A 22,064-nucleotide genomic window follows, 5' to 3' on the forward strand; every position below is an offset into this window, starting at 1 on the left:
CTTATGGTTTTGTGGTATTTTGCTGGTATGTGTTTTCCGTCGTCGGAACAGGGGTCTAGGTCTATTTTTCCTAACACAAGTTCTACTAATTCAACAATCTCTGGTGGTGTGTACCAACAGTCGGAAGACTTTGAGGAGGTTTTGTTTTTGTTAGGTTCACTAGCACTTTCTGTTTTTGCTAAACCTTTTAAGGTTTCAGCAAACTCATGCATATCTCCCGTGCAGTAAACTTTTTCATACCCAGGGCGAAAATACCAATAACTACCGTCGTTATAGCCTACTTCAATACTTTCTTGATTTGGGATATAAAAAGTGCCCAAATTACCTACAGTACAGCTTGAATGGCTTTTGACAAACTTACCTCCTACTTGTTCTGGCACATCGTACAATCTCTGTAGAATGGCTTCTGCTGCATCGGGTTTACCTGCTTTGAATTCTTCCCAGATAGCCTCCGCAAATAGTTTAGTAGAGTTATCTGGTTGAATCCAGTTTCCTGAGTAGGCAGATTGTTTAAACTTGATTTCATGCTCATCTTTGATATCGTCCGGAATTATCCGGAAATACCTTTTAAAAGAACCTTTTTTTACTTCTCCGGTACTGCTGTTGTACCAAGTGACAGTAGGAACCGTAGCTACATCTACTATCTCAGCAGTGTCTATTTGGGTATTTTCTGCTGTCTTAAGCTGAGGAGTTATGCTATCTTTTGATTTCTGCTCCGCTAAAACTATATCCGTTTTTATACCTTTCAATATTTCAGCAAAGGCAAGAATGTCGCCAGAACAGTGAATTTTGTTGCGACCTGGACGGATATACCACCAGTTACCGTCGTTATGACCTACCTCAATATCTTCATTTAAGATATGGAAAATGCCAAAAGTTTCATTTAGATGGAAAGTGCCGGAAGCACCTAAATTACATAAAGAGCCAGTAAACTTACCTCCTACTTCCTTTGCTGCTTCGTACAATTTCTGTATAAAAAATTCTGCGGGCTTACCTGCTTTAAATTCTTGCCATACCGCATCTATCAAGGGTTGAGTGGTGGGATTGATATCTTTACTCCACCTCTTGGCGGATTCGGATTTTTTGAGTCCTACTTGATGTATATTGTGCTTGTTGTTCCAAAGTAAGCGGAAATACCTTTTCTCAGAACCTGCGCTTACTTCTCCACTGATGGAGTTGTACCAAGTTACACCAATATCTTTTGATGCGTTCTCTGTTGTAGGAAGTTCTGTCTGATTGTCTAGACTATTTTCATCTAGACAATTAGTACTTTCGGCGTATTTTGAGTTATTTGTATCGGAGAATACATTCTTTTGTTCGTCTTTTCGATCGCCATCAACTATTTCAATCACTCGTAGTGATGGTGACGGTAATATTGGTAAGATTAATCCGAGTTGCTCGGCAAAATCGGTGTGCTCTGCGGGATACTTTCCGAGTATTGGAGCCAATTCGGCTGCTAACGCAGAAATTTTAGTCAAGTCTTCAAGACGCTCTTGCTCTTGCTGTAACTGGATTTGAAGAATCCGCACCAGCTCTTGTTGGCTTTGTAGATGTAGTACCATAATGAATTTTTTTGATATCGTTTACAGAATTTCCTGGTTGCAGACAGTGGGAATTCCGTGTACATCAGAGAGAGTGGTGGGTTGCGGGGGTTAATTGAAAATCTTGTATATACGAATCGCGATCGAAAATAACACAACTGCAGCTATATACAGTATAGTTTGGTATTTTTTGAACGAACGATCGCAGTTCAAGATTTTTAACATGGATGCAATATCACTTTGATGCAACGGAGGTACGGATGGAGTGATGCTCGGCTCAAGTGTAGTTGGTTGCACTTGGTTACACGGGGGAGCGATCGCTACATCCTATCCGGTTAGTACAACCCACTTTTTGTGTAATTGATGGGCCAATCGGCGTACTTTTCGAGATGGTTTGTTCTGGCCATTAATCCAGTGGCCAATAGCTCTAACCGAAACTCCTAGAGCTTCAGCTAATGTATCTCTGGAAATATTGAAATTTTTGAGCAGTTGTAGTGGGTCCAATTCTGCTGTTTCAATTTTGGGAGGGAACGGCAGTGGCCACTTATTCAAAATCTGTAAAAGTTCCCAGGCTAGTCGTTGAATAGTCCGGCTTGGGTTTGTTGCGCCACACATCCATCTCGATACGGCAGATGGATTTACTCCTAATATCTTTGCTAGTTGCGTTTGGGATAGCCACGAAAACTGCAAAAGTAGGGAGACTGGATTTGTCTCCTCGAAATGTGCTATATTCATAATTTGAAAGTTTTAAAACAATATGCTTTGGCTATAGGGAAGGTTGTAACTTCCTTGTAGCTTTTTATTTAGCCTTATGGTAACTAAGTATTACTATTCAGTCAAGTACCATCAAGAAAGTGTTTCTTGAATAACTGACGGAATTCGTTGATGATGTTGGCCTGTTTTAGTATGACCTTTACATAATCAGGATGCCCTTTGAAATCAGCTCCCCAGTTTTTTATAGATTGTTCGGTAAAACCTGTGACTTTAGCTAGCTCTTCGATACAACGAGCTTTGTATCCTCGTTGTTCAGGTAAAGTCTTGTAAAGCACAGGGACCCATATTTGACAATACTCTTCAGGACTCATGCCAGTTTTGATATATGAATATTTTCTACATGGCATTTTGTTAAAGACATTGTCTAGGGTGAATTTGAACTATATCTATATCTATAGTAATCAATAGTTACTTTTGACTCATATCTGGCGATCGCTACACAGTTCAATTAATTCTCTATTAAAACAGCTTTTAAAAACTATTTTATAGAACGAATTTGTTCAGCTTTGAGGAGTTGCAATTCTGACAATAAACTATGTATAGCCTCTAGATGTTCCACCTTAAAGTGAATTGCAAACCCATGCCCGTCCCGGCTATGCCCCGGACAGTTTAAGGTTATGGCCTCCCCATGAGTTGCTTTTGCTGTAAACAACAAGTCATCAGCAGCTAGGCTGTAGGAAGTATCTGTCCAGGTTCTATGCTTTGACTCGGAAATTTGAGTAGTTTTGTTCATCTATATCTGCATTTAAACTTTTGATATTGAGTTTTCCTACTATGCCTACCACAATATCACACAATTTTGTAACTGTCTATTACAATTTTGTAACTGTTTGTTTCAATTTTGAGTAGGATATTATTGGCCTTGAATATTTTGTGTTGCTTGCTATCATATATATGTAGTTTTTGTGTTTTTAATGTCGAAAAGATTTCAAATAACTCTGCCAGATATAATTGCAGCTCAATTAACTGTAGCAGCCAAAGATCAAGGTAGAAGTCCAGCTAATTTAGCCGCTTTTCTAATCGAAGTAGGATTGAATTCTTATAAACCCCAAACACCGAAATTGAAAAATGAAATTTTAGAATTTAGTCAAGTTTTTGTGGGACGGGATCTAAAAGAGCTATCTGAGCAAGCTTTGATTCCGCTAGAAAAATTAGAAGCTGTAGCTGACGGTGAGTATCCCGATACAGATACTTTAATAGGATTGGGCAGGGTGTTGGCTGGATGGGATACTGAATCGCTGTTGAAATTGCGCGATCGCACATTTAATAATCAAGCAAAAAGGAAACAAGGTAATGGCAGCAATAAGTAACAACCAGTTGGATGAATTTTTTCTACAAGATTGCTCTCTTAGCTTTGTATTGGATTCCATACATATTTATGCTCCAGATGCGTTGATTGCACTAGGCTTGCGAAAATATGCTCGTGATTTAGCTAGATGGGCCAAATATCTAAAGAAAAAATGGACTTTAATATTTTTCCCAGAATGTGGTAAGCCTTATCAAATTCCAGCAGTTTTAGCTATGACAGGAGAAAGCGAATTTCCACCGGAAGATTCTAAATTGGCTTCTGAAGTAGTTGAGGGCGTTTTTGCGACTCACCAACTGCATTTGCCCTTGCCTTTGTTAAAAAGAATGTTGGAAGTTGCCGAAGATGAACGGCCTTGCTGTATTGTGCGAGTTCGTGATAGTAAGCAAATAGTGGTTAATCAGCCAATGGTTGATTTGCTTGAAACCCCGCCCGAAGATTGTGTAGAGCGCATACTCGACGGATATTGGCGACCTAGAGATTTGGAAATAGTGAAGCAACGATATCGGCAAGAAAGTAGTTTCAATTGGGACTACGATGCTGCTTTGAATCCTCACACCTGGGCTAAATTGGAAGCTTACTTTGAGAGATTTGAGGTTAACGGTGAGTGGTATAGTTTCAACCGAAATATGTTTGCTGAACCAATAGCTACTCCTAATGATGTGAGGTTGCCTGTGGCATAGATTGACTTTTGTGGGAAGCGATCGCTTGGTTTTGGATAAAGGCGATCGTTCCAGCAACTATTTAAGTCCGATATTTTCCGATAGCATTTGCTATCGGAAAAACACAGTAACAAAAAAGATGTGACCAATGGCCTTAACTATTCCTGATACTATTCCTTCAGCCAGCCGAGGCGAAAAGCGCCTATTCAAGATACTTAGAGATGAACTACCAGATGATTTTTTCGTCTACTACGAGCCAAATATTAAAGGTTCATATCCCGACTTTATTATTCTTAGTCCCGAACTTGGACTACTAATTTTAGAAGTCAAAGGCTGGAGTGCTAACCAAATTCTCAAAGCCAACCATCAGATATTTGAAATACTTACTGATGGGAAAGTTGAATGCTGCCAATCTCCCCTCCGACAAGGCAAAGGTTATCTAGATGCTTTGATGAACAAGTTCAAAGGTTATTCAATACTGTGTCAGGATGAGGGAGAATTTCAAGGAAAGTTGGCATTCCCTGTAGGTGTAGGAGTGGTGATGACCAACATGACTGAAGCTGAGGCTAGAGATGAAAATATTTACCCAATACTGGAAAAACCTCAAGCCGTATATAAGGACGAGTTAGGAGAATGGGAAGATATAGGAGAGCGAGGTTTAATCAAACGCCTGGAATCAATATTTACCGTTCGTTTTAAGTTCTGGGGACTAGAAGACGACCAACTCAGTACTATTAGAGGCATTATTCATCCCGAATCAGCAGTCAGAGTGGAGCCTGCTCCTACAAAAATATCTACAAATCCTGATGCAACAATCATCCAAGTCTTAGAGCTGATTTATAAAGTAAATCTTAAGTTAGCTAGTCGCCTAAGCATAAGATGGATTAAAGAGCCATAAATCATGGCTTCACTTACATCTGAATAGACCTCATAATATGAGCTTAAACGTCGAAATCTATTTAACCAACCAAAAGTCCGCTCAACAATCCATCTCTTAGGTAACCGCTCATGCATTTTGGGTAGTTCTCTTGATTACTTCCACTCTCACGCGATACTGCTGACGCAACGCTCCGCGAACGCCACAAACTTCCTGAACTGCACTCGCAAAATTCTTGCCAGAATAACCCTGATCTACCCTGCATCACCTGTAATTTCGACAGTTTATCTCTGGCCTCATTAAGTACCACAACTGCTCCTAATCGTTCTGAGGCATTGGCTTCAGTTACCACGCACACCAATTAACAATCCGAATCGAATCTACAACAATGTGACGCTTACGCCCCTTAACTTTCTTACCACCATCACGCGCCGTAGACCTCCCCCTTTTTCTGTTGTTTTCACTGCCATACGAATCAGCGATCGCAACAGTTGAGTCTTCATCCCTGTCTAATTCTGTTCTTAATTTTTGGCGTATAATGCCCATGAATCTGTTGCCAAAAACCGCCTTTTTGCCATTTTTTGAAGTATCTGTATACAGTGCTGTAGGGTGGCAGATCATGAGGCATCATTTCCCACTGACATCCAGTCCGTTGGACATAAAATATACCGTTAAAAATTTCTCTGAAATCCACTTCGATAGGATGACCAAACCCTTTGGGTAAAGGTACTAGAGGTTTGAGTATTTCCCCCATACGAGTCGCTCAAGTCACTTGGGTATGGTTGACGTTGAGGATTAGCGATAACCTCCGGTTAAGCGTACGCTATCGCAGGTAGACGGCTCATTAGTCACAACATAGCTTAACTATAGCATAATAAGTAAATGTAGCACCATATTCACTTAATCCCCTACTTTCTTTAGATTCTCTTTATAAATCAGCTCTTAGATTTATATCCCGATGAAGAAAAAGCGGGTCATCGGGTAGAGTAACATTAATTTACAATCTGGTTTCTATTATTAAAAAATAATAGTTCTCTGTTGAGAAGAGATAACTAACTCTAAACCACGGTCAGATAAGCATTTCAGCCATTGCTCTTCATATCAACTTTTTTTTGTGCAAGATGTGAGTCTAAATACTTACTCAAATTTTCCCCTCTTTATATACTACATTTTGATTTTGTCGTGAAAAATGTAGGTTAAAGTATCCATTTAAGTTTTTTTAGGTTTTTTTGCATGAAAGTAGTGATAGAATATGTAGAATGTGAAAGTTATATATCTAAGGTCTATAACACGCTAATAATTAAGAGCGGTCTTCTCCAGGGAATTGTTTATCCCTCCCCCTATGTAAAGGAGTCATTGACCTTGCTTACTTTTGACGTAGGCGTTGCCAGAAAAGAAAATAATTGAGAGTTCAATGAATTTATACTCCTTCTTCTCTCTTGCCTGTTGCCTACTAACTCAGTGGAAGTTCATCAACTTGTAAACTGTTGTATTGATTTTATGAAAGTGAAAATTACTGTAATATGTTACACTCAACGATAAAAATTAGCTCATGCTTCAGGATTTAGATAATACCTTAAAATCTCTACTGAACAAAGAAATCCCATACCTTCCTGGAACAACAACAACAGAGGTTTCTATCAGTTTTGATACACCCTATCAAGGGGCGATCCAAGAAAAGCCAGCAATCAATTGTTTTCTCTACGACGTGCGAGAGAACTTGGAATTACGTGACAGAAGTTGGTTAGTTGAACGGCAAAGTAATGGTAAAGCTCTCAAAAAACGTCCGCCTGCTAGGGTAGATTGTTCATATCTAATTACTGCTTGGCTTGAAGATGAAAAAGATATCCAGGCAGAACATCAACTTTTGGGAGAAGTTATGAAGGTGTTACTGCGCCATAGACAAATTCCTGAAACCTATGCTGTGGAAAATGACTTTGAAGGACAAACAATCCTCCTGAGACTAATTAGTTTGCGTCCTAGTAATTTACAAAGTTTTGGGGAATTTTGGCAAGCCATGGGTGGAAAAGATGGGACAAAACCCAAGGTTGTATTGCATTGTACTATTACTATTTCTGTTCCTGTAGATGAAGTAGGAACAGAAGTGGGACTGGTAGGAGTTTATCAACCTAACTCTCAATAGTTGACTAAGGAAAGTAATCATGCTTAATATGATTATATATAACCCACAGATATCGATCGCTGGTAGGGTTTTAGAAGAAGGGGAAACGGAAAAACCAATTTCTGGGGCAATGGTAGAAATAATCGCAATGCCAGATAAATTCCAAGAAATTTTATCCCTGAAAGCCTTGCAATACGGTTTGCAGTGGGAAAAAATGAGCGATCGGCCAGACCGAAAAATTACAGCTAGTGATGGTTATTTTTACTTTGTTGATTTACCTCAAGGTATATATACTCTTGCAGCTTCCATACCTGGAAGTAGAACTCAATATGGTACCAAAGATTTTACTGTAGAAGAAGACTCTAGCAATAGAATTATAACGGTCATAGATGATATTGATTTATTCCCAGTTGGAATTCAAGGTCAGGTTATAGATTCGATTTCCAACGAAGGAATAGGTTTAGCCAAAATACAAGTTGACAAAAGTACAGAATTTACGTTAAGTAATTTTCAGGGGAACTACCGCTTAGGTGTAGAAATTTCAACACTTCAGAAAAACAACAAGGTAACACTAAATGTATCTGCTACTGGTTATGATGAGGTTTCTGAAGTAGTTGATGTCGATCTAACAAAGGTAACTGAAAAGAATTTATTTCTTTAGCGTCAAGCAAATTAGTACAACATAATCTAGGAGTTCATTAAATGCCTACTTATTTGTCGCCCGGTGTTTATGTAGAAGAAATTGCTTCCGGTTCTGCTCCCATCGTAGGGGTAGGAACAAGTATTGCTGCTTTTATCGGCACAATTACTATTGCAGAATCATCATATAACATTAATAATGTCGTTGGAGAAAACGTTGGAACTGGAGATAATGCAACAAAAAGTTTTGATCTAAGCAATTATCCAGTTGCAGAGAATGAATTGAATGTTCAGGTTGATGATAATGTTAATGTTCCAGCAAGTGATTTTGTCCTTGTAAATGACGATAATGCCCAAAAGTCTCAAATTGTATTTGCCACAGCACCTGCATCTGAGGACATTACTGTTGATTACTATATCAATTCAGTAGGAAAAGGAGAAATTAAACTCTGTACTAACTTTAGTGAGTTTAAGAACTTCTTTGGTGATTTTGTACTCCCTAGTGGTGAGACTCCAGGACAAAACACCTTAGCTCATGCGGTTTATGGTTTTTTCAGAAATGGGGGAACTCGTTGTTATGTAACCTGGATAACAACAGAGGAAAGTGAAGTTGATGGTGTTTTGGAGGATTTTGAAGCTATTGATGAAATTACCATTGTCGTTGCCCCAGGAAATCTAGTGTTGGGGTCTTATATTAAAGACCACTGTGAAAAAATGGGCGATCGCATTGCTATCCTAGATAGTGAAAATACCGAAGAGACCATCGACCTTAGCGGTACAGGAGTTGTTGATACCCTGAAACCCTTCAATTCTACCTATGCAGCTTTGTATTTCCCCTGGATTCAAGTTTACGATCCTGCTAGTAATAGTAATATTTATGTTCCTCCCAGTGGTCATATTGCCGGAGTTTATGCACGGGTGGATGGACAAAGGGGAGTCCACAAAGCACCTGCCAATGAAACAATTTTAGGGGCATTAGAATTAGAATATAACCTGAGTAAAGCCAAACAAGATGGACTCAACCCCGATGGGATTAACTGCATTCGCAAATTAAACGGAAATATTCGAGTTTGGGGAGCGCGAACTTTGGGTGGTGATGCTAACGGAGAGTTTAAATATGTAAATATTCGCCGTCAGTTTAATTATCTGCGAGACTCCATTGATAAAGGAACTCAGTGGACAGTTTTTGAACCCAATGACTCCGAACTCTGGGCCAAAATTCGTCGTAATATTAGTGCTTTTTTGACCAACGAATGGCGCAATGGAGCATTATTTGGTACAACACCCCAAGAAGCTTTTTATGTCAAATGTGACGCTGAAACTAACCCTGCTGAAGTTCGAGATTTGGGTCAAGTTATCACAGAAATTGGCGTAGCAGTTATTAAACCCGCAGAATTTGTGATTTTCCGTCTCAGTCAATGGTCTGGTTCGTGACAACTAAAATTTTAAAACGTTTCATGGAATTCAAAAGTCAAAAGTCATGCATTCAAAAGTAAGATTTTATAGACTCAAAACTTTGACACTATGGTAATTGCAGGAAATTATTTCACATTTTTTCCTATTTCCTGTTCCCTGTTCCCTGTTCCCTGTTCCCTATTCCTAGAGTTTTATGCCAATTCCAGGTATCTCTCTTAACGAGATTGTTCTAACAGCAGAACCTGAATTACTGACTGGTGTTCCGGTATTCTTTGGCTTGGCAGAGGAACACCATAATGAACCCCAAAAGCTAACTTTGTGGACTCAGTTTGACCAATATTTTCCTAGTTTGCTAGAGAGCGAGGAATATTTGCGAGATGCAGTCAAAGGTTTTTTTGAAAATGGAGGTCGTCTTTGTTATGTCATTGCCTTAGCAGATGATACTCCTAAGGCACTGCAAGAAGGTTTAGAAGCAAGCGAAATCCTGGAAAATATTGATTTAGTTTGTGTTCCCGACATCATACTCGGAACAGAAGCAGAAATTGTTCAAATGCAGCAAACTGTTTTAGAACATTGTGAGCGTATGGGCGATCGCTTTGCCATTCTTGATGGTTTGAATAATAATAATATTGACAAACTAAACTGGATTAAACAACTAAACGGGCAAAGAGAACAACTTTCTAGTCATAATGGAGCATTATATGCACCTTGGCTAAAAATCGAAGATCTGACAAATTCCAGTAAACCTAAGTCCATTCCTCCCTGTGGTCATATTGCCGGGATATATGCTAGTTCTGATAGAACAGTTGGAGTACATGGTGCACCTGCCAATATAGAACTTGAAGGGGTACTGGATTTGAGTTTGTCCTTAACTCCAACAGAGCAAGCAAAGCTTAATCCTGAAAATGAACCAGGAATCAATTGTATTCGTAGCTTACGAGGACGAGGGATACGAGTCTGGGGAGTGCGAACTCTAAGTTCCCTTCCTGAATGGCAATATGTCAACGTCCGTCGCTTATTTCTCACTTTTGCACGGTGGGCAAATCAGAACCTAACGGATACAGTGTTTGAACCCAATGATTTCCGTTTATGGGTGCGACTGGAAAGGGAATTAAGTGTTTATTGTGAATCTTTGTGGCAACAAGGAGCTATCCAAGGTGCTGTTCCTCAAGAAGCATTTTATGTGAAATGTGATGAAGAAACCAATCCCCCTGAAAATCGAGAGATGGGACAGGTAATAGCAGAAGTTGGTTTAGCACCCACTATTCCGGGAGAATTTATTCAACTTTTGCTGGTTCAAAGTAGTAGTGGAATTACAGTTACTTGACATACTCCTGACCTTGCGTTTACTAGGACAAAGCGGAATTATGCGGGACCTTTTATTTGTGGAGGTATCCGACTGTTGACCAAAAAATAAGGTCTCAAACCTCTAACTTTCCTAGGTTATGCTGCGCAAACAGGCAAAGGTACTGATAACTGATAACTGATAACTGATAACTGATAACTGATAACTGAGTAAAGGAGGTTATTTTATGCCAACACTTTCTAATCCCCATGATCCCTATAGTGGTTATAATTTCTGGGTTGAATGGGATGGTATTGTTCATGCTGGTTTTCAAGAATGTAGCGGTTTAACAGCTACTCGCAATACAAGTGATTATAGAGAAGGAACAGATAAATCGTTAGGGAAGCGTAAAGTTCCTGGTCTGAATGATTATGGCAACATTACCTTAAAACGAGGAATTACTGATAATCAAGAACTCTGGGAATGGCACAAAAAATTACAAAGTGGAGATACAGATAGGCGCAATCTTTCAATTATTTTGGCAGATGACACAGGAGAAGAAAAAATCAGGTGGAATTTAGAAAATTGCTGGCCTACTACTTGGAATGCTCCAGATTTTAATGCTACCTCAGATGAAATTGCCGTAGAAACTCTGGAATTGGTTCATGAAGGAATTACCATTGGTTAATATTAGACATCTGCGATAATCAAAAATAAAATCAATTATCGTACATAAATCATCAATGATTTCCCCTACAAAGTAGGGACATTGTAGAACGTCCCTACTACTCCCTACTCCCTCTTTATCAGAATAATGTGGGTTTAAAACCCCGCCTTTTAAGGCGCAATATTTTTGGAGCGTTGCTCTAATCCCCGTTACAAAAATCACTTCTGACTTCCCCTCCTGCTCCCCTCCTGAGAGGGGTTGGGGGTGGGTTGACTTCTGACTTCCCCTCCTGCTCCCCTCCTGGGAGGGGTTGGGGGTGGGTTGACTTCTGACTTCTGACTTCGTTAACCGGAGAGGTCTATTAGACATCTCCGATAATCAAAAATAAAATCAATTATCTCTCATAAATCATCAATTCTTTCCCCCTACTCCCTACTCCCTACTCCCTACTCCCTACTCCCTCTTTTCCGGAGATGTCTATCAAAAAATTTTGAAAGAGGACTCCCGCTATAATTTATAAATTTAGCGGTGAGATGAATTTCAAGCCACAAAAAAAATGCACAACTCGAATAAATTTGTGTTATACTTATAGAGTATTTAGAAGTAGTTGTCATTACTAAATTGATTACTTTAACTTACCAGTACAAGCTCAAAACAAGCAAACATCAAGAATCAGAAATCAACAAGATCCTTGATGTTTGTAAAACTGTGTATAATTATGCTTTAAAAGAGCGCAAAGACTGGTTAAGCTCAAGGAAGTCATCAATCAATAATTGCTCAATTATTTCTGAATACATCATTCCTGCTGAGGCACCATATCCTAACTACAATGTTCAGGCAAAAAACCTAACCATAGCTAAGAAAACCAATCCCAAATTAAAGTCAGTTAATGCTCAAGTTTTACAGCAAACTTTAAAGACTTTGGACAGAGCATTTTCGGAAATGAAAAGTTTAGGTAAAAGTTTTCCCAGATTCAAAAAGAGGATGAGAAGCTTTGTCTTCCCTGCAATGTTGAAAAATTGCTTTGGCAATAGCAGAGTAAAACTACCACAACTGGGATGGTTAAAGATTAGACATAGTAGGCCATATCCAGAAGGAATGGTGGCTAAACAGGCTAGGGTAGTCAAAAAAGCTACGGGTTCTTATGTATTGATTAGTTTCCAATCATTAGAATCAGTACCTGATAATTCAGTAGGTAAAATATCATTAGGAATTGATGCGAGAATCGAATCTTTCATTGCTACTTCTACTGGGGAATTAATCAAGTCTCCTAAGTTTTTGTTAAGCAAACTGCGCCAGATGAAATTACTGCAAAGAAGGTTAAAGCATAAAAATAAAGGCTCAAAGAATTGGTTAAAACTCCAGAATAGAATAGCTAGATTACATGAGAAAATCTCTAATACAAGACGTGATTGGCATTTCAAATTAGCCCATAAATTTTGTGATTTATCTGACAATATATTTGTAGAAGATATTAACTTTAATTCTTGGTCTAGAGGAATTGTGAGAAAGCAATCTCTAGATTCTGGGATTGGTCAGTTTATCAATGAAATCTTACCGTTTGTTTGCTGGAAAAGAGGTAAGTATTACGAAAAAATTGACAAAGATTATACATCTCAAGAATGCCCGCGATGTGGTCATATTGAGAAGAAAAAGTTGTCAGATAGAATGCACAATTGCAGCAACTGTAACTACAAAATTAACCGCGATGTAGCTGCTGCCAAAATAATAGAAAAAAGAGGATTAAAGGCGGTGGGGCACACCGTTTAATAAAAAGCTTGTGGAGGTGGTCTGACGGGGTTTGTACTCAACTTGTTTGACTTGCAATCTAGTCAAGAATCGGTGATACAAGAATCACCCTTTATAATCAATTGATTTAAAGGGCGAGTGTCAATTTTTTTTAATAAGATTATGCAGCAAACAGAATTTCCTTTTATCTTGCCCCAAGGATATCTTGACTCGGAAGGTAATACTCACAAAGAAGGTATTATGAGGCTTTCTACAGCTTATGATGAAATTGCCCCGATGCGAGATCCAAGGGTACAGAAAAATCCTGGTTATTTAGTGATTATTCTCTTAGCAAGGACAGTAGTTCGACTAGGAACAATAGAGCAAATTAATACTAAGGTAATTGAGGGTTTATTTTCGGGAGATTTTGTTTACTTGCAAGATTTTTATCAAAGAATTAACCAAAATGGTCATAGTCGCCTCCGGGTAGCTTGTCCTCATTGTGGTGGTGAGTTTGAGGTGGAAACTACTCCTATGGGGGAGTAGTTAGCTACCCCCTAGAAAGACTCATGGAGGAGGTAGCTTATCTGGCATATCATTTTCATTGGTCTTATGAACATATTATGACAATGGAACACCGAGAACGTCAGCAGTGGGTAGGACAAGTAGCACAAATTAATCAGCGACTAAACGATAATAATGGATAATTAATAATTAATAATTAATAATTAATAATTAATAATTAATAATGACTTTGTTGCATGAAAATAACGATAGAGCATCCATTCCGCAGCTATATCGCTCTCTGTCGCGATTATTGATGTTCTATTCATCTATTGGACAATAGTTAGGGGTGGCAAATTAAAGCTAAAAGCAATGACAGGCAAAAGTTTCAGCCTTTTTCTTTTCAACATTGATGTTCTATTCATCTATTGGACAATAGTTACTGCAGTTTCCGCACGTTATTATTGTAGATATGCGGAGCAAGTGGGACAGCTATATGCTTTCATGCAACAAAGCCATTAATAATTGATAATTAGGACTTGCTGATTAATTCTCAAAATCTTTACAGATAAAGGTTTGGGCATTTATAATTCCCCTGAATTCTGAATTCTGACTCCTACTCTTACCAAAATATTTATTCAGCAAACCCTAATTATATCATGTCCGCTTGTATCGGAGCGTGTAAACTAAAGGGTGAATATCTACAGGAAATTTAAGTTTTTTCAGGGTTAATACCCTTAAATAAAGCCTGAGAAAGCAAATTTCTGGGCATTACACAGTCAGGAATGATAAATCCGAACATTTGATATTTTTGGATAATTCTTTCCTTAATATATGTACAGTTGAAAATCTATTATCATTCTTTAATGTGCAACCCCAATTTCTGAATTCTGAATTCTGAATTCTAAATTATTACCCTTTTAGAATACCGATGCTACCGGAGATGTCTATTAGAGATAGTTTTCATTATTCATTATTTATTAACGAAGGAGGAACGGATGAATCCAATATTTCTTGGACTGAAAGCAGCTTTACTTGCAGGTTCTGCTGCCAGTTTAGTAGGACACGACCCCTACATGAGTTATAATTTTGCCGTAGAAATAGGTGGAGTTGTTGTTGGTGGGTTTAGTGAAGTTAGTGGTTTAAGTAGTGAAATTGAATTGGAATCTTATGAGGAAGGAGGATTAAATGGTTTTGTACATAAATTTCCTAAACATACTACTTATCCGAATTTGGTTTTAAGTCGGGGATTAGTTAATACTGATTTGTTTTATACCTGGTATCAAGCAACAACTCAAGGGTTGATTCAACAATTAAATGGTACGATTCAGTTGCTTAATAGTCAGCAAATTCCGGTGATGTGGTGGACGGTGAAAAAGGCATATCCTGTCAAGTGGGAAGGGCCACAATTTAATGCTAGTAGTGATGAAATTGCTGTGGAAAGAATTGAACTGGTACATCAAGGAATTTCTAAGTTGCGTAGATTTTCTGGGTGATAAATTATGACAAATGTTTCATCAAATTGGCAAGATTCTCTCAATAATAGGTTGGTAAATAGACTCACTCGTCCCTTACATCAACCAGGAATGATTAAAATGGCCATGAGTCGGGGGATAATAAATCGTTGCGATCGCTTTTTAAATCGCGTACCTCTCCTTAGTCAACAAATGGGACGTTGGGGTAATAATACTAATACCCTATCGTATGATGCTGTTCCTATTGTTTATGCACAACCTGTTTCATCACCAAGGCAACAGGAAATGGTGACTGGAAAGGATAATGTTCAGGTGTCTAATAAATCTAAAAATCAGCCTTTAGTTCCTATTATCCAGCGAAAAGAAGATTTTTCTCAAGTCAAACCAGTTCAAAAAGATAATAAGACTATAGCTGTTAAAAATTTAACAGATTTATCAACTTCTAATTTTTCTGATGAAAAAATTCCTTCTCTTTCTTTAGAAACTGAAATTAATCAAGCCTCTATTTCTCCATCAGAGATTCCGTTAGTTTCATCACAACCAATTTCCGAGGAATTAGCTAATACTTCAGAAATGCCATTACAAGGAAAATTTATTGATTCATCAAATATTTCAGAATTAAATCCCAATATTTCATCAAGTTCGAGTCAACAAGAGACAGAAAGAATTAATCAAAGGTCTATTTCCTCATCAGAAATACCCTTAGTTTCACCACAACCAATTTTTGAGGAATTAGCTAAGACTTCAGAAATGCCATTACAAGGAAAATTTATCGACTCATCAAATATTTCAGAATTAAATCCCAATATTTCATCAACTTTGAGTCAACAAGAGAAAAAAATAATTAATCAAACTTCTATTTCCTCATCAGAAATACCATTAGTTTCTCCACAACCAATTTCTGAGAAATTAGCAAATTCAGAAATGCCGTTACAAGGAAAATTTATCGACTCATCAAATATTTCAGAATTAAATCCCAATATTTCATCAACTTCTGAAGAGACAAAAATAATTAATCAAAGGTCTACTTCCCCATCAGAAATACCGTTAGTTTCTCCACAACCGATTTCTGAGGAATTAGCAAATTCAGAAATGCCGTTACAAGGAAAATTTATTGATTCATCAAATATTTCCGAATTAAATTCAAATATTTCATCAACTTCGAGTCAACAAGAGACAAAAATAATTAATCAAACCTCTACTTCCCCATCAGAAATACCGTTAGTTTCGCCACAACCAATTTCTGAGAAATTAGCAAATTCAGAAATGCCGTTACAAGGAAAATTTGTTGACTCATCAAATATTTCCGAATTAAATTCAAATATTTCATCAACTTCGAGTCAAGAACAGACAAAAATAATTAATCAAACCTCTACTTCCCCATCAGAAATACCGTTAGTTTCGCCACAACCGATTTCTGAGGAATTAGCTAAGAGTTCAGAAATGCCGTTACAAGGAAAATTTATTGATTCATCAAATATTTCAGAATTAAATTCAAATATTTCATCAAGTTCGAGTCAACAAGAGACAGAAAGAATTAATCAAACCTCTATTTCCTCATCAGAAATACCAGTAGTTTCTCCACAACCAATTTCTGAGGAATTAGCTAAGATTTCAGAAATGCCGTTACGACAAGAATTTACAAGTATTTCTGAACAACCACTTCCCATCATTAAAGCAAAACAGCAAAATTCTTCTTTATCGCCCTCATCTCTTCCCTTAGTTAATCCTTTAAATACTCTAGTGCCACTCAAACAACCTCAACAAGATGATAATTATTCAACCCAAATAAATTCAATCAAACAAAAGAATTTAGAATCTCAAATATCCTCACAAAAATTGCCCATCGTGACTACTCAACCTTTAACCTCTCAAGTGAATTTTGCTGAGAAAGAAATATCATTTGCCAGAGATGAACTAAATTATCAAAATCAATCTTTTAATATTTCTAACTCACAAACTAAACCAAATAATACCAATCAAAATATTTATCCTCTGACCACCCCTGTTATTTCTCCAATTAATTCCAAATTAAAATCTCAACCTTTACCTTTATATAATTCAAAAAATACACAATTATCAAACAGTATTAATCAACAACCAAACATATCAAACCAAAATTCAATAGGAGCAAATACTAATTCTTCCTCATTCCCAAAAATTTATGCTAATCCTTCACCACCAACAGAAACTTCTGTTTCGACTATGGCAAATAAATCAAATTCAAAGATTGATATAGATGCTATAGCCAATAAAGTTGAACGTAAATTAATGCGACGTTTAGTAATAGAAAGTGAACGTAGAGGTAAAAGTAGATGACTCTAGAAAAATTAACTATTAAAGCTGAAAAAAGTAGCCCTGGAGACTTTAAAGACCAAATTAAAGTTCTTTTTAATCCCAGTGAAATTACCATAACTATACCTGGTGGAAAAATGGGAGACTATGGACTTTTAGCAGCAGAAGAATCTGCTACTTTAAGTCTGAATTTATTCTTTGATACTACTCTCAATCAATATCCACCAGAAAATGTGCAGACATACACCAAACAGATTGTAAGTTTAACTCAACCTCGGATTGGGACAGATAAAAAAAGACCTCCTCGTTGTCAACTAATATGGGGGACTATTTCTGGTAAAGATAGTGTTATTTTAGCTGATTGTTTTTTGGAAACTGTAACTAAAAAGTTAACCCATTTTCTCCAAGATGGAACACCTGTAAGAGCAACCTTAGATTGTACTTTTAAAGAGTGGAAAGAACCCGAAAAACAGAAAAAAATTGAAAATCCAATAGATGATCCGGTCAGAATTGTAAAAAGGGGAGAAACTTTAAGTAGTATTGCTACTGAAGAATTTGGAGATCCTTCCCTATGGCGTATTATTGCTGAGGAAAATCATTTAATTAATCCCAGAAAATTAACACCAGGAACAGTGTTAACTATTCCGCCTCTTTAACGAAGTCAGAAGTCAGAAGTAAACCCACCCCTAACCCAACCCACCCCTAACCCCTCCCAGGAGGGGAGCAGGAGGGGAAGTCAGAAGTTTTTTTAGTAACAGGAATTAGAGTAATGCTCCAAAAACATTTCGCCTTAAAAGTCGGGGCTAATAACCCAATTATTTTGGTAAACATTCAGCCGTCAGTTAATAGCTAAAGTTTTTGTTTGTAGTAGGGCTTTAGCCCGAACTACAGAAGGGCTAAAGCCCTACTACAAGCTTTAATTAATATTATTGAGTGGAAATAAAAAATGGCTGAAAAACCTAGTGGTGAAGAATTACTTAATCCTAATATTAAAATTTTAGTTCAACAGAAGGCTATTTCCCCAGAATTAGAAGCAGATTTTATCTCAGTAAAGGTGTCGGAAGATTTAGAAGCACCTGGTATGTTTGAATTAAAATTTGTTATTTGGGACCTAGAAAAGCAAGAATTTACTTGGATAGATAAAACGGTTTTTGAGTTAGGAGATAGTGTTGAAATTCAGATAGGATATAACAATAATATCGAAACTATTATGGTGGGAGAAATTACTGGACTTGAACCGGAATTTTCCCAAGATACTACTCCTATATTAGTAATTCGAGGACATGATTTACGTCACCGTTTGTTGCGGGGCCGTCAGACAAAATCTTTTACTCAAATGAAAGATAGTGATATTGTTAGTCAAATTGCTAAAGCGAAAGGACTTACTGCAAAAGTAGAAGATACTAAGATTAAATTAGAATATGTTTTACAAAAAAATCAAACTGATTGGGAATTTTTACAAGAGCGAGCAGAACGTCTTGGTTATGAAGTAGTTGTTGATAATAAAACTTTATATTTTCGTCCCCCTGACAATGAGGAACAAAAACTTTTTACTATAACTTATGGGGATGATTTACGAGATTTTCAACCTCGTTTAAGTACCATGAATCAAGTTTACCAAGTGCAGGTAAAAGGATGGATTCCCAAGGATAAAGCAATGGTTTTAGGGACAGCGGGGGCCGGTAAAGAAGGTAATATAATGGGAGGTTCAACTTCCGGTGCTAAAGAAGTTCAAAAAGCTTTTGGTTTATCTAGTGATATAATTGTTAATCAATCTGTTTCAAGTAAGGCCGAAGCTGACAATATGTCTTTAGGACAGTTTAAAGATGGCTTGCTTAACTATATTACTGGGGAGGGAACTTGCCAAGGTTATCCAAGTTTACGGGCTGGTAAAGTGATAGAAATTGCTGGGGTTGGTAATAAATTTGGAGGTCTTTATTATCTGATGACTGTCGAACATTCTTATTCAGAATCTGAGGGTTATCAAACTTCTTTTACTGTTAGGAGAAATGCGACTTAATGAAGTTAGAAGTCAGAAGTCAGAAGTCAAAAGTTAATAGCTGTATCTATAATTCAATAATGGATAATGGATAATGGATAATGGATAATTACCTCTCCCTTTTAGGGAGAGGATTGACTAATCAAGGAAAAAATTTATTTTTTTCCCCTTGAAAGGGGAGGCTTTAAACCTGAATTATTTAATTATTTAATTGTTGAATTGTAAGCATTCAGGTGTAGGGGTTGACAAAATCATCCCAATTACTCAAATACAGGAATGAGAGATAATTCGTGAGAACGCGATCGCACTGCCAAGGAAAGCGATCGCCTCAAAAAATCAAGAACAGAGCGACCCTGGGCCCGACAAGACTGTATGACGCTCAACAATGTTGCCGAACGACGAAATCCAGGCCAAGAGCGAGAACCACCAGCCACTTTACGCTTGGTCACTGCCAAACGCAATGACCTTTCCGCCCGATTATTATCGGGAGGTACTTGAGGATGGTCAAGGAAATACCACCATTGATGAGATTTGTCCCTTAAGGACTTCAACAACAGCCCTGCTACATGACCTGCTTTGGCACTCCAAGTCGAAATTGCCTGTTTAAGCCGCACCTTGAAAGATTCGGCCCAAGAAGCATAAGTAGATGCTTCACGAGTTTCACGCCACTGACGATGTTGAGTAAAGGCTTCATCTATCAAGGAAAGAAATGCTTCTCCCAAAGCTTTCTGATGGGGTTGCTTCAGACGAGTTACTTGCTGAAAATGTCGTCGTAGATGAGCTAGACATTTCTGCTGGGCTACGACTGGATAGCCGTTGTAGACACTAAAATCGTCAGAACTCAGCACTCCCGAAAAACTTTGACCAAGTAGATATTCCAGTTCGGCTCGTGAACGAGTATCTCCGGCATGAAATAAACTATATTTCTCGGACGATATTACCCACATCCATTCTTTTACTCCTCGTACCAACCACGGGGACTCATCCACATGAACCTGAGGTTGAGTTTTGACCCAATCTTTTAGTTCTTGTACTTGGAGAGTGAAAAAAATCGGGGGAGATGACAGTATGGCAGAAATACAAGGAGAGTGTCACGGCTGTGCAGCGTCATACATTTTGTAAATAAGAGCGTTTTGGTTGGCAACTATCTGAGCGCATACAACTACACAACAGCACAAATTCAAACGTTCATAGATAGCAAGCCCTACTTATTTTTTTTAGTATATGGAGTACCACAATTCGGACAAAACTTATGCTTAAAAGACATTAAAGGTTCCTGACATTTTTGACAAGAATTTAATAAAACATTCCCACAAATTAAACAATACTTAGCACGAGAAAGTGTCCAAACTGGGTCAGGAGTCGTACCACCTTTCCAACAACGAGGACAAAACTGTTTTTGGATTACCCCTTCAACAGATTTCCCATTTAATACCGCCTCCAAAAATTCTTCTGGAATATTTAAAGCAATAGCTAATCCTTTCTTAGTTTTACTATTTAAACGTTTAGTTAAACCTCTTTCCAACTTACCTAAACTTTGTAAATGAATACCAGCAGCTTCCGCTAAGTCTTGCTGAGAGATATTAGCACTTTCCCTCAATCTTCTCAAATACTCGCCCACGGTTTCTTCTGGTTTTGGGGTTTTAGATGAATCAATAATATACATAAAAATTTAATAATAATCCTGTTTAATAGTCACTCACAGAGAACAAGAAAAAGAACAATTAATATCTCTTAATGTGTGACTAAAACTCTAGCTCAAGTTACCACTGAATTTATTTATAGAGACAGCCTATCTAACTCTACCAAATTATCTTATGAAGTAACTTTAATGCCCTTACTAGAAAAATTCGGTAGTTACCCCATTGAAATTATTAATAGAAAACTAATTGAAGATTATCTAACCTCCTTAACTCATTTATCTTATACAACCCATAACCGTCATCAAACAATTATACAATCTTTATTCAACTTTGCCGTACAAAAAGGTTATATTAAAGCTAATCCAGCCACGGGGATACGACAACAAAAACCGAATCGCTCCAAAGGCGAACATCAGGATGATAGTGTAATTCGTTATTTAACCAATGAACAACTAGAAACCTTATATCAATTAGTTAAACCAGATATTCGTCTACATACTATTGTCAGACTTCTGCATCGCACAGGAGCAAGAATCAGCGAATTATTATCCTTAAATTTAGAAGATATTGACCGAGATAATTGTAAATTTCAAGTAGTGGGTAAAGGTAATAAAAAACGCTGGTGTTTTTACAGTTCAGATGCTGCTACCCACTTAGAAAACTATATCCAATATTATCGATACAAACCTCATCAAGCTCTATTTACAGCAAGACATCCCTTAACTCAAATTATTACCCGATTATCCTATCATCGAGTTTATAGCTTATGGAGAGAATTAACCAATCAAAATCCTATATTAACAGGAGTAAGACTACATGATTTACGTCATACCTTTGCCACAGAAAGAGTGGGTTTAATGGGAATTGAGGAACTACGGGCCTTGATGGGTCATTCTCACATTCAAACTACTCTAAAGTATCAAAAAGTTACATCATTAAGAGCAGAAAAAGTTGCTCAAAAAGCTTTGAAAATATTATTAAAAAATGACTGATAAGTATATATTTAATAGAGTTGTTGGGAAATAACTTAGGTGAGCGAAAAATGAAAACTTAAACTAATTAATTTTGGTTAGTGATTTGATTATTTATGCTGCCATCAGGTACAAGTTCCATAGTCCAGTTGCTGTTAAC

Annotated in this window: 23 protein-coding genes and 2 pseudogenes; 16 read left to right on the forward strand and 9 right to left on the reverse strand. The window is 37.5% G+C overall.

The window, feature by feature from the left end; genetic code table 11:
• The 4 genes from F6K15_RS33055 to F6K15_RS33070 all read right to left on the reverse strand — a co-directional run.
• Positions 1–1,562: hypothetical protein (locus tag F6K15_RS33055; RefSeq protein ID WP_293069642.1), on the reverse strand; the 1,562-nt coding region annotated here is incomplete at its 3' end.
• Between the two features lie 306 nt (positions 1,563–1,868).
• Positions 1,869–2,276, reverse strand: a complete 408-nt coding sequence (locus F6K15_RS33060; protein ID WP_293069644.1) for a helix-turn-helix transcriptional regulator — start codon at positions 2,274–2,276, stop codon at positions 1,869–1,871.
• A 101-nt stretch (positions 2,277–2,377) separates the two neighbouring features.
• Positions 2,378–2,662 carry a hypothetical protein gene (locus F6K15_RS33065; protein WP_293069646.1) on the reverse strand — a complete coding sequence of 95 codons (285 nt, stop codon included), beginning with the start codon at positions 2,660–2,662 and terminating at the stop codon, positions 2,378–2,380.
• 131 nt (positions 2,663–2,793) lie between these two features.
• Entirely contained in the window at positions 2,794–3,048 is a 255-nt protein-coding gene (locus F6K15_RS33070) for a hypothetical protein (RefSeq protein WP_293069648.1), read from the reverse strand.
• A gap of 181 nt (positions 3,049–3,229) precedes the next feature.
• Between F6K15_RS33070 and F6K15_RS33075 the strand changes: the two genes are divergently transcribed.
• From F6K15_RS33075 to F6K15_RS33085, 3 genes are all read left to right on the forward strand, one after another.
• Entirely contained in the window at positions 3,230–3,625 is a 396-nt protein-coding gene (locus F6K15_RS33075) for a hypothetical protein (protein ID WP_293069650.1), read from the forward strand.
• A complete protein-coding gene (locus tag F6K15_RS33080; RefSeq protein ID WP_293069651.1) occupies positions 3,609–4,304 on the forward strand; it encodes a hypothetical protein in 696 nt (231 codons plus the stop codon). The genes F6K15_RS33075 and F6K15_RS33080 overlap by 17 nt, the downstream gene beginning before the upstream one ends.
• A gap of 127 nt (positions 4,305–4,431) precedes the next feature.
• Positions 4,432–5,181, forward strand: coding sequence for a nuclease-related domain-containing protein (locus tag F6K15_RS33085; protein WP_293069653.1), 750 nt, complete (start codon positions 4,432–4,434; stop codon positions 5,179–5,181).
• On the opposite strand, the gene F6K15_RS33090 is transcribed toward F6K15_RS33085, so the two are convergent.
• The 3 genes from F6K15_RS33090 to F6K15_RS38825 all read right to left on the reverse strand — a co-directional run bounded on the left by F6K15_RS33090 (position 5,121) and on the right by F6K15_RS38825 (position 5,914).
• Positions 5,121–5,297: a transposase gene (locus F6K15_RS33090; RefSeq protein ID WP_375341103.1), complete on the reverse strand. Its 177-nt coding sequence runs from the start codon at positions 5,295–5,297 to the stop codon at positions 5,121–5,123. The genes F6K15_RS33085 and F6K15_RS33090 overlap by 61 nt on opposite strands.
• Positions 5,298–5,505: 208 nt before the next feature.
• Positions 5,506–5,706 (reverse strand): hypothetical protein, encoded by a 201-nt coding sequence (locus F6K15_RS33095; protein WP_293069655.1) that lies wholly within the window; start codon positions 5,704–5,706, stop codon positions 5,506–5,508.
• Positions 5,660–5,914 (reverse strand): transposase, encoded by a 255-nt coding sequence (locus F6K15_RS38825; RefSeq protein ID WP_363269230.1) that lies wholly within the window; start codon positions 5,912–5,914, stop codon positions 5,660–5,662. Before F6K15_RS38825 ends, F6K15_RS33095 begins: the two co-directional genes overlap by 47 nt.
• A gap of 798 nt (positions 5,915–6,712) precedes the next feature.
• Here F6K15_RS38825 and F6K15_RS33100 point away from each other — a divergent pair.
• From F6K15_RS33100 to F6K15_RS33155, 12 genes and pseudogenes are all read left to right on the forward strand, one after another.
• Positions 6,713–7,303 carry a DUF4255 domain-containing protein gene (locus F6K15_RS33100; protein WP_293069656.1) on the forward strand — a complete coding sequence of 197 codons (591 nt, stop codon included), beginning with the start codon at positions 6,713–6,715 and terminating at the stop codon, positions 7,301–7,303.
• Positions 7,304–7,322: 19 nt separating this feature from the next.
• Positions 7,323–7,943 carry a carboxypeptidase regulatory-like domain-containing protein gene (locus F6K15_RS33105; protein ID WP_293069658.1) on the forward strand — a complete coding sequence of 207 codons (621 nt, stop codon included), beginning with the start codon at positions 7,323–7,325 and terminating at the stop codon, positions 7,941–7,943.
• A gap of 41 nt (positions 7,944–7,984) precedes the next feature.
• Positions 7,985–9,355 carry a phage tail sheath subtilisin-like domain-containing protein gene (locus F6K15_RS33110; protein WP_293069659.1) on the forward strand — a complete coding sequence of 457 codons (1,371 nt, stop codon included), beginning with the start codon at positions 7,985–7,987 and terminating at the stop codon, positions 9,353–9,355.
• 175 nt (positions 9,356–9,530) lie between these two features.
• Positions 9,531–10,664, forward strand: a complete 1,134-nt coding sequence (locus F6K15_RS33115) for a phage tail sheath subtilisin-like domain-containing protein (RefSeq protein ID WP_293069661.1) — start codon at positions 9,531–9,533, stop codon at positions 10,662–10,664.
• Positions 10,665–10,869: 205 nt separating this feature from the next.
• Entirely contained in the window at positions 10,870–11,310 is a 441-nt protein-coding gene (locus F6K15_RS33120) for a phage tail protein (protein WP_293069663.1), read from the forward strand.
• Positions 11,311–11,910: 600 nt separating this feature from the next.
• Positions 11,911–13,059 carry a transposase gene (locus tag F6K15_RS33125; protein ID WP_293069665.1) on the forward strand — a complete coding sequence of 383 codons (1,149 nt, stop codon included), beginning with the start codon at positions 11,911–11,913 and terminating at the stop codon, positions 13,057–13,059.
• Between the two features lie 141 nt (positions 13,060–13,200).
• Positions 13,201–13,563: a phage tail assembly protein gene (locus F6K15_RS33130; RefSeq protein ID WP_293069667.1), complete on the forward strand. Its 363-nt coding sequence runs from the start codon at positions 13,201–13,203 to the stop codon at positions 13,561–13,563.
• A gap of 20 nt (positions 13,564–13,583) precedes the next feature.
• Positions 13,584–13,724 (forward strand): annotated as a pseudogene (locus tag F6K15_RS33135) (DUF6760 family protein); the annotation flags it as partial.
• Positions 13,725–14,519: 795 nt separating this feature from the next.
• On the forward strand, positions 14,520–15,017 hold the full coding sequence (locus F6K15_RS33140) for a phage tail protein (protein ID WP_293069669.1): 498 nt from the start codon (positions 14,520–14,522) through the stop codon (positions 15,015–15,017).
• A gap of 6 nt (positions 15,018–15,023) precedes the next feature.
• A complete protein-coding gene (locus F6K15_RS33145; protein ID WP_293069670.1) occupies positions 15,024–17,315 on the forward strand; it encodes a hypothetical protein in 2,292 nt (763 codons plus the stop codon).
• Positions 17,312–17,947, forward strand: coding sequence for a LysM peptidoglycan-binding domain-containing protein (locus F6K15_RS33150; RefSeq protein WP_293069671.1), 636 nt, complete (start codon positions 17,312–17,314; stop codon positions 17,945–17,947). Before F6K15_RS33145 ends, F6K15_RS33150 begins: the two co-directional genes overlap by 4 nt.
• 290 nt (positions 17,948–18,237) lie before the next feature.
• Positions 18,238–19,311 carry a phage late control D family protein gene (locus F6K15_RS33155; protein ID WP_293069672.1) on the forward strand — a complete coding sequence of 358 codons (1,074 nt, stop codon included), beginning with the start codon at positions 18,238–18,240 and terminating at the stop codon, positions 19,309–19,311.
• Between the two features lie 239 nt (positions 19,312–19,550).
• Here the strand turns inward: F6K15_RS33155 and F6K15_RS33160 are convergent.
• Both F6K15_RS33160 and F6K15_RS33165 read right to left on the reverse strand, forming a co-directional pair.
• Positions 19,551–20,324, reverse strand: a pseudogene (locus F6K15_RS33160) (IS66 family transposase); the annotation flags it as partial.
• 170 nt (positions 20,325–20,494) lie between these two features.
• A complete protein-coding gene (locus F6K15_RS33165) occupies positions 20,495–20,956 on the reverse strand; it encodes a helix-turn-helix domain-containing protein (RefSeq protein WP_293069673.1) in 462 nt (153 codons plus the stop codon).
• 75 nt (positions 20,957–21,031) lie between these two features.
• Here F6K15_RS33165 and F6K15_RS33170 point away from each other — a divergent pair, with 75 nt between their 5' ends.
• Positions 21,032–21,925, forward strand: a complete 894-nt coding sequence (locus F6K15_RS33170; RefSeq protein ID WP_293069674.1) for a tyrosine-type recombinase/integrase — start codon at positions 21,032–21,034, stop codon at positions 21,923–21,925.
• Positions 21,926–22,064: the final 139 nt, after the last annotated feature.

The sequence above is a fragment of the Okeania sp. SIO2B3 genome (assembly GCF_010672525.1).
Taxonomy (GTDB): domain Bacteria; phylum Cyanobacteriota; class Cyanobacteriia; order Cyanobacteriales; family Microcoleaceae; genus Okeania.

Bases quoted from the DNA above. Each gene is read 5' to 3' on its own strand.
- F6K15_RS33060 (WP_293069644.1), bottom strand. From the start codon at position 2,276: ATGAATATAGCACATTTCGAGGAGACAAATCCAGTCTCCCTACTTTTG.
- F6K15_RS33065 (WP_293069646.1), bottom strand. From the start codon at position 2,662: ATGCCATGTAGAAAATATTCATATATCAAAACTGGCATGAGTCCTGAA.
- F6K15_RS33070 (WP_293069648.1), bottom strand. From the start codon at position 3,048: ATGAACAAAACTACTCAAATTTCCGAGTCAAAGCATAGAACCTGGACA.
- F6K15_RS33075 (WP_293069650.1), top strand. From the start codon at position 3,230: ATGTCGAAAAGATTTCAAATAACTCTGCCAGATATAATTGCAGCTCAA.
- F6K15_RS33080 (WP_293069651.1), top strand. From the start codon at position 3,609: ATGGCAGCAATAAGTAACAACCAGTTGGATGAATTTTTTCTACAAGAT.
- F6K15_RS33085 (WP_293069653.1), top strand. From the start codon at position 4,432: ATGGCCTTAACTATTCCTGATACTATTCCTTCAGCCAGCCGAGGCGAA.
- F6K15_RS33090 (WP_375341103.1), bottom strand. From the start codon at position 5,297: ATGCATGAGCGGTTACCTAAGAGATGGATTGTTGAGCGGACTTTTGGT.
- F6K15_RS33095 (WP_293069655.1), bottom strand. From the start codon at position 5,706: ATGGGCATTATACGCCAAAAATTAAGAACAGAATTAGACAGGGATGAA.
- F6K15_RS38825 (WP_363269230.1), bottom strand. From the start codon at position 5,914: ATGGGGGAAATACTCAAACCTCTAGTACCTTTACCCAAAGGGTTTGGT.
- F6K15_RS33100 (WP_293069656.1), top strand. From the start codon at position 6,713: ATGCTTCAGGATTTAGATAATACCTTAAAATCTCTACTGAACAAAGAA.
- F6K15_RS33105 (WP_293069658.1), top strand. From the start codon at position 7,323: ATGCTTAATATGATTATATATAACCCACAGATATCGATCGCTGGTAGG.
- F6K15_RS33110 (WP_293069659.1), top strand. From the start codon at position 7,985: ATGCCTACTTATTTGTCGCCCGGTGTTTATGTAGAAGAAATTGCTTCC.
- F6K15_RS33115 (WP_293069661.1), top strand. From the start codon at position 9,531: ATGCCAATTCCAGGTATCTCTCTTAACGAGATTGTTCTAACAGCAGAA.
- F6K15_RS33120 (WP_293069663.1), top strand. From the start codon at position 10,870: ATGCCAACACTTTCTAATCCCCATGATCCCTATAGTGGTTATAATTTC.
- F6K15_RS33130 (WP_293069667.1), top strand. From the start codon at position 13,201: ATGCAGCAAACAGAATTTCCTTTTATCTTGCCCCAAGGATATCTTGAC.
- F6K15_RS33140 (WP_293069669.1), top strand. From the start codon at position 14,520: ATGAATCCAATATTTCTTGGACTGAAAGCAGCTTTACTTGCAGGTTCT.
- F6K15_RS33145 (WP_293069670.1), top strand. From the start codon at position 15,024: ATGACAAATGTTTCATCAAATTGGCAAGATTCTCTCAATAATAGGTTG.
- F6K15_RS33150 (WP_293069671.1), top strand. From the start codon at position 17,312: ATGACTCTAGAAAAATTAACTATTAAAGCTGAAAAAAGTAGCCCTGGA.
- F6K15_RS33155 (WP_293069672.1), top strand. From the start codon at position 18,238: ATGGCTGAAAAACCTAGTGGTGAAGAATTACTTAATCCTAATATTAAA.
- F6K15_RS33165 (WP_293069673.1), bottom strand. From the start codon at position 20,956: ATGTATATTATTGATTCATCTAAAACCCCAAAACCAGAAGAAACCGTG.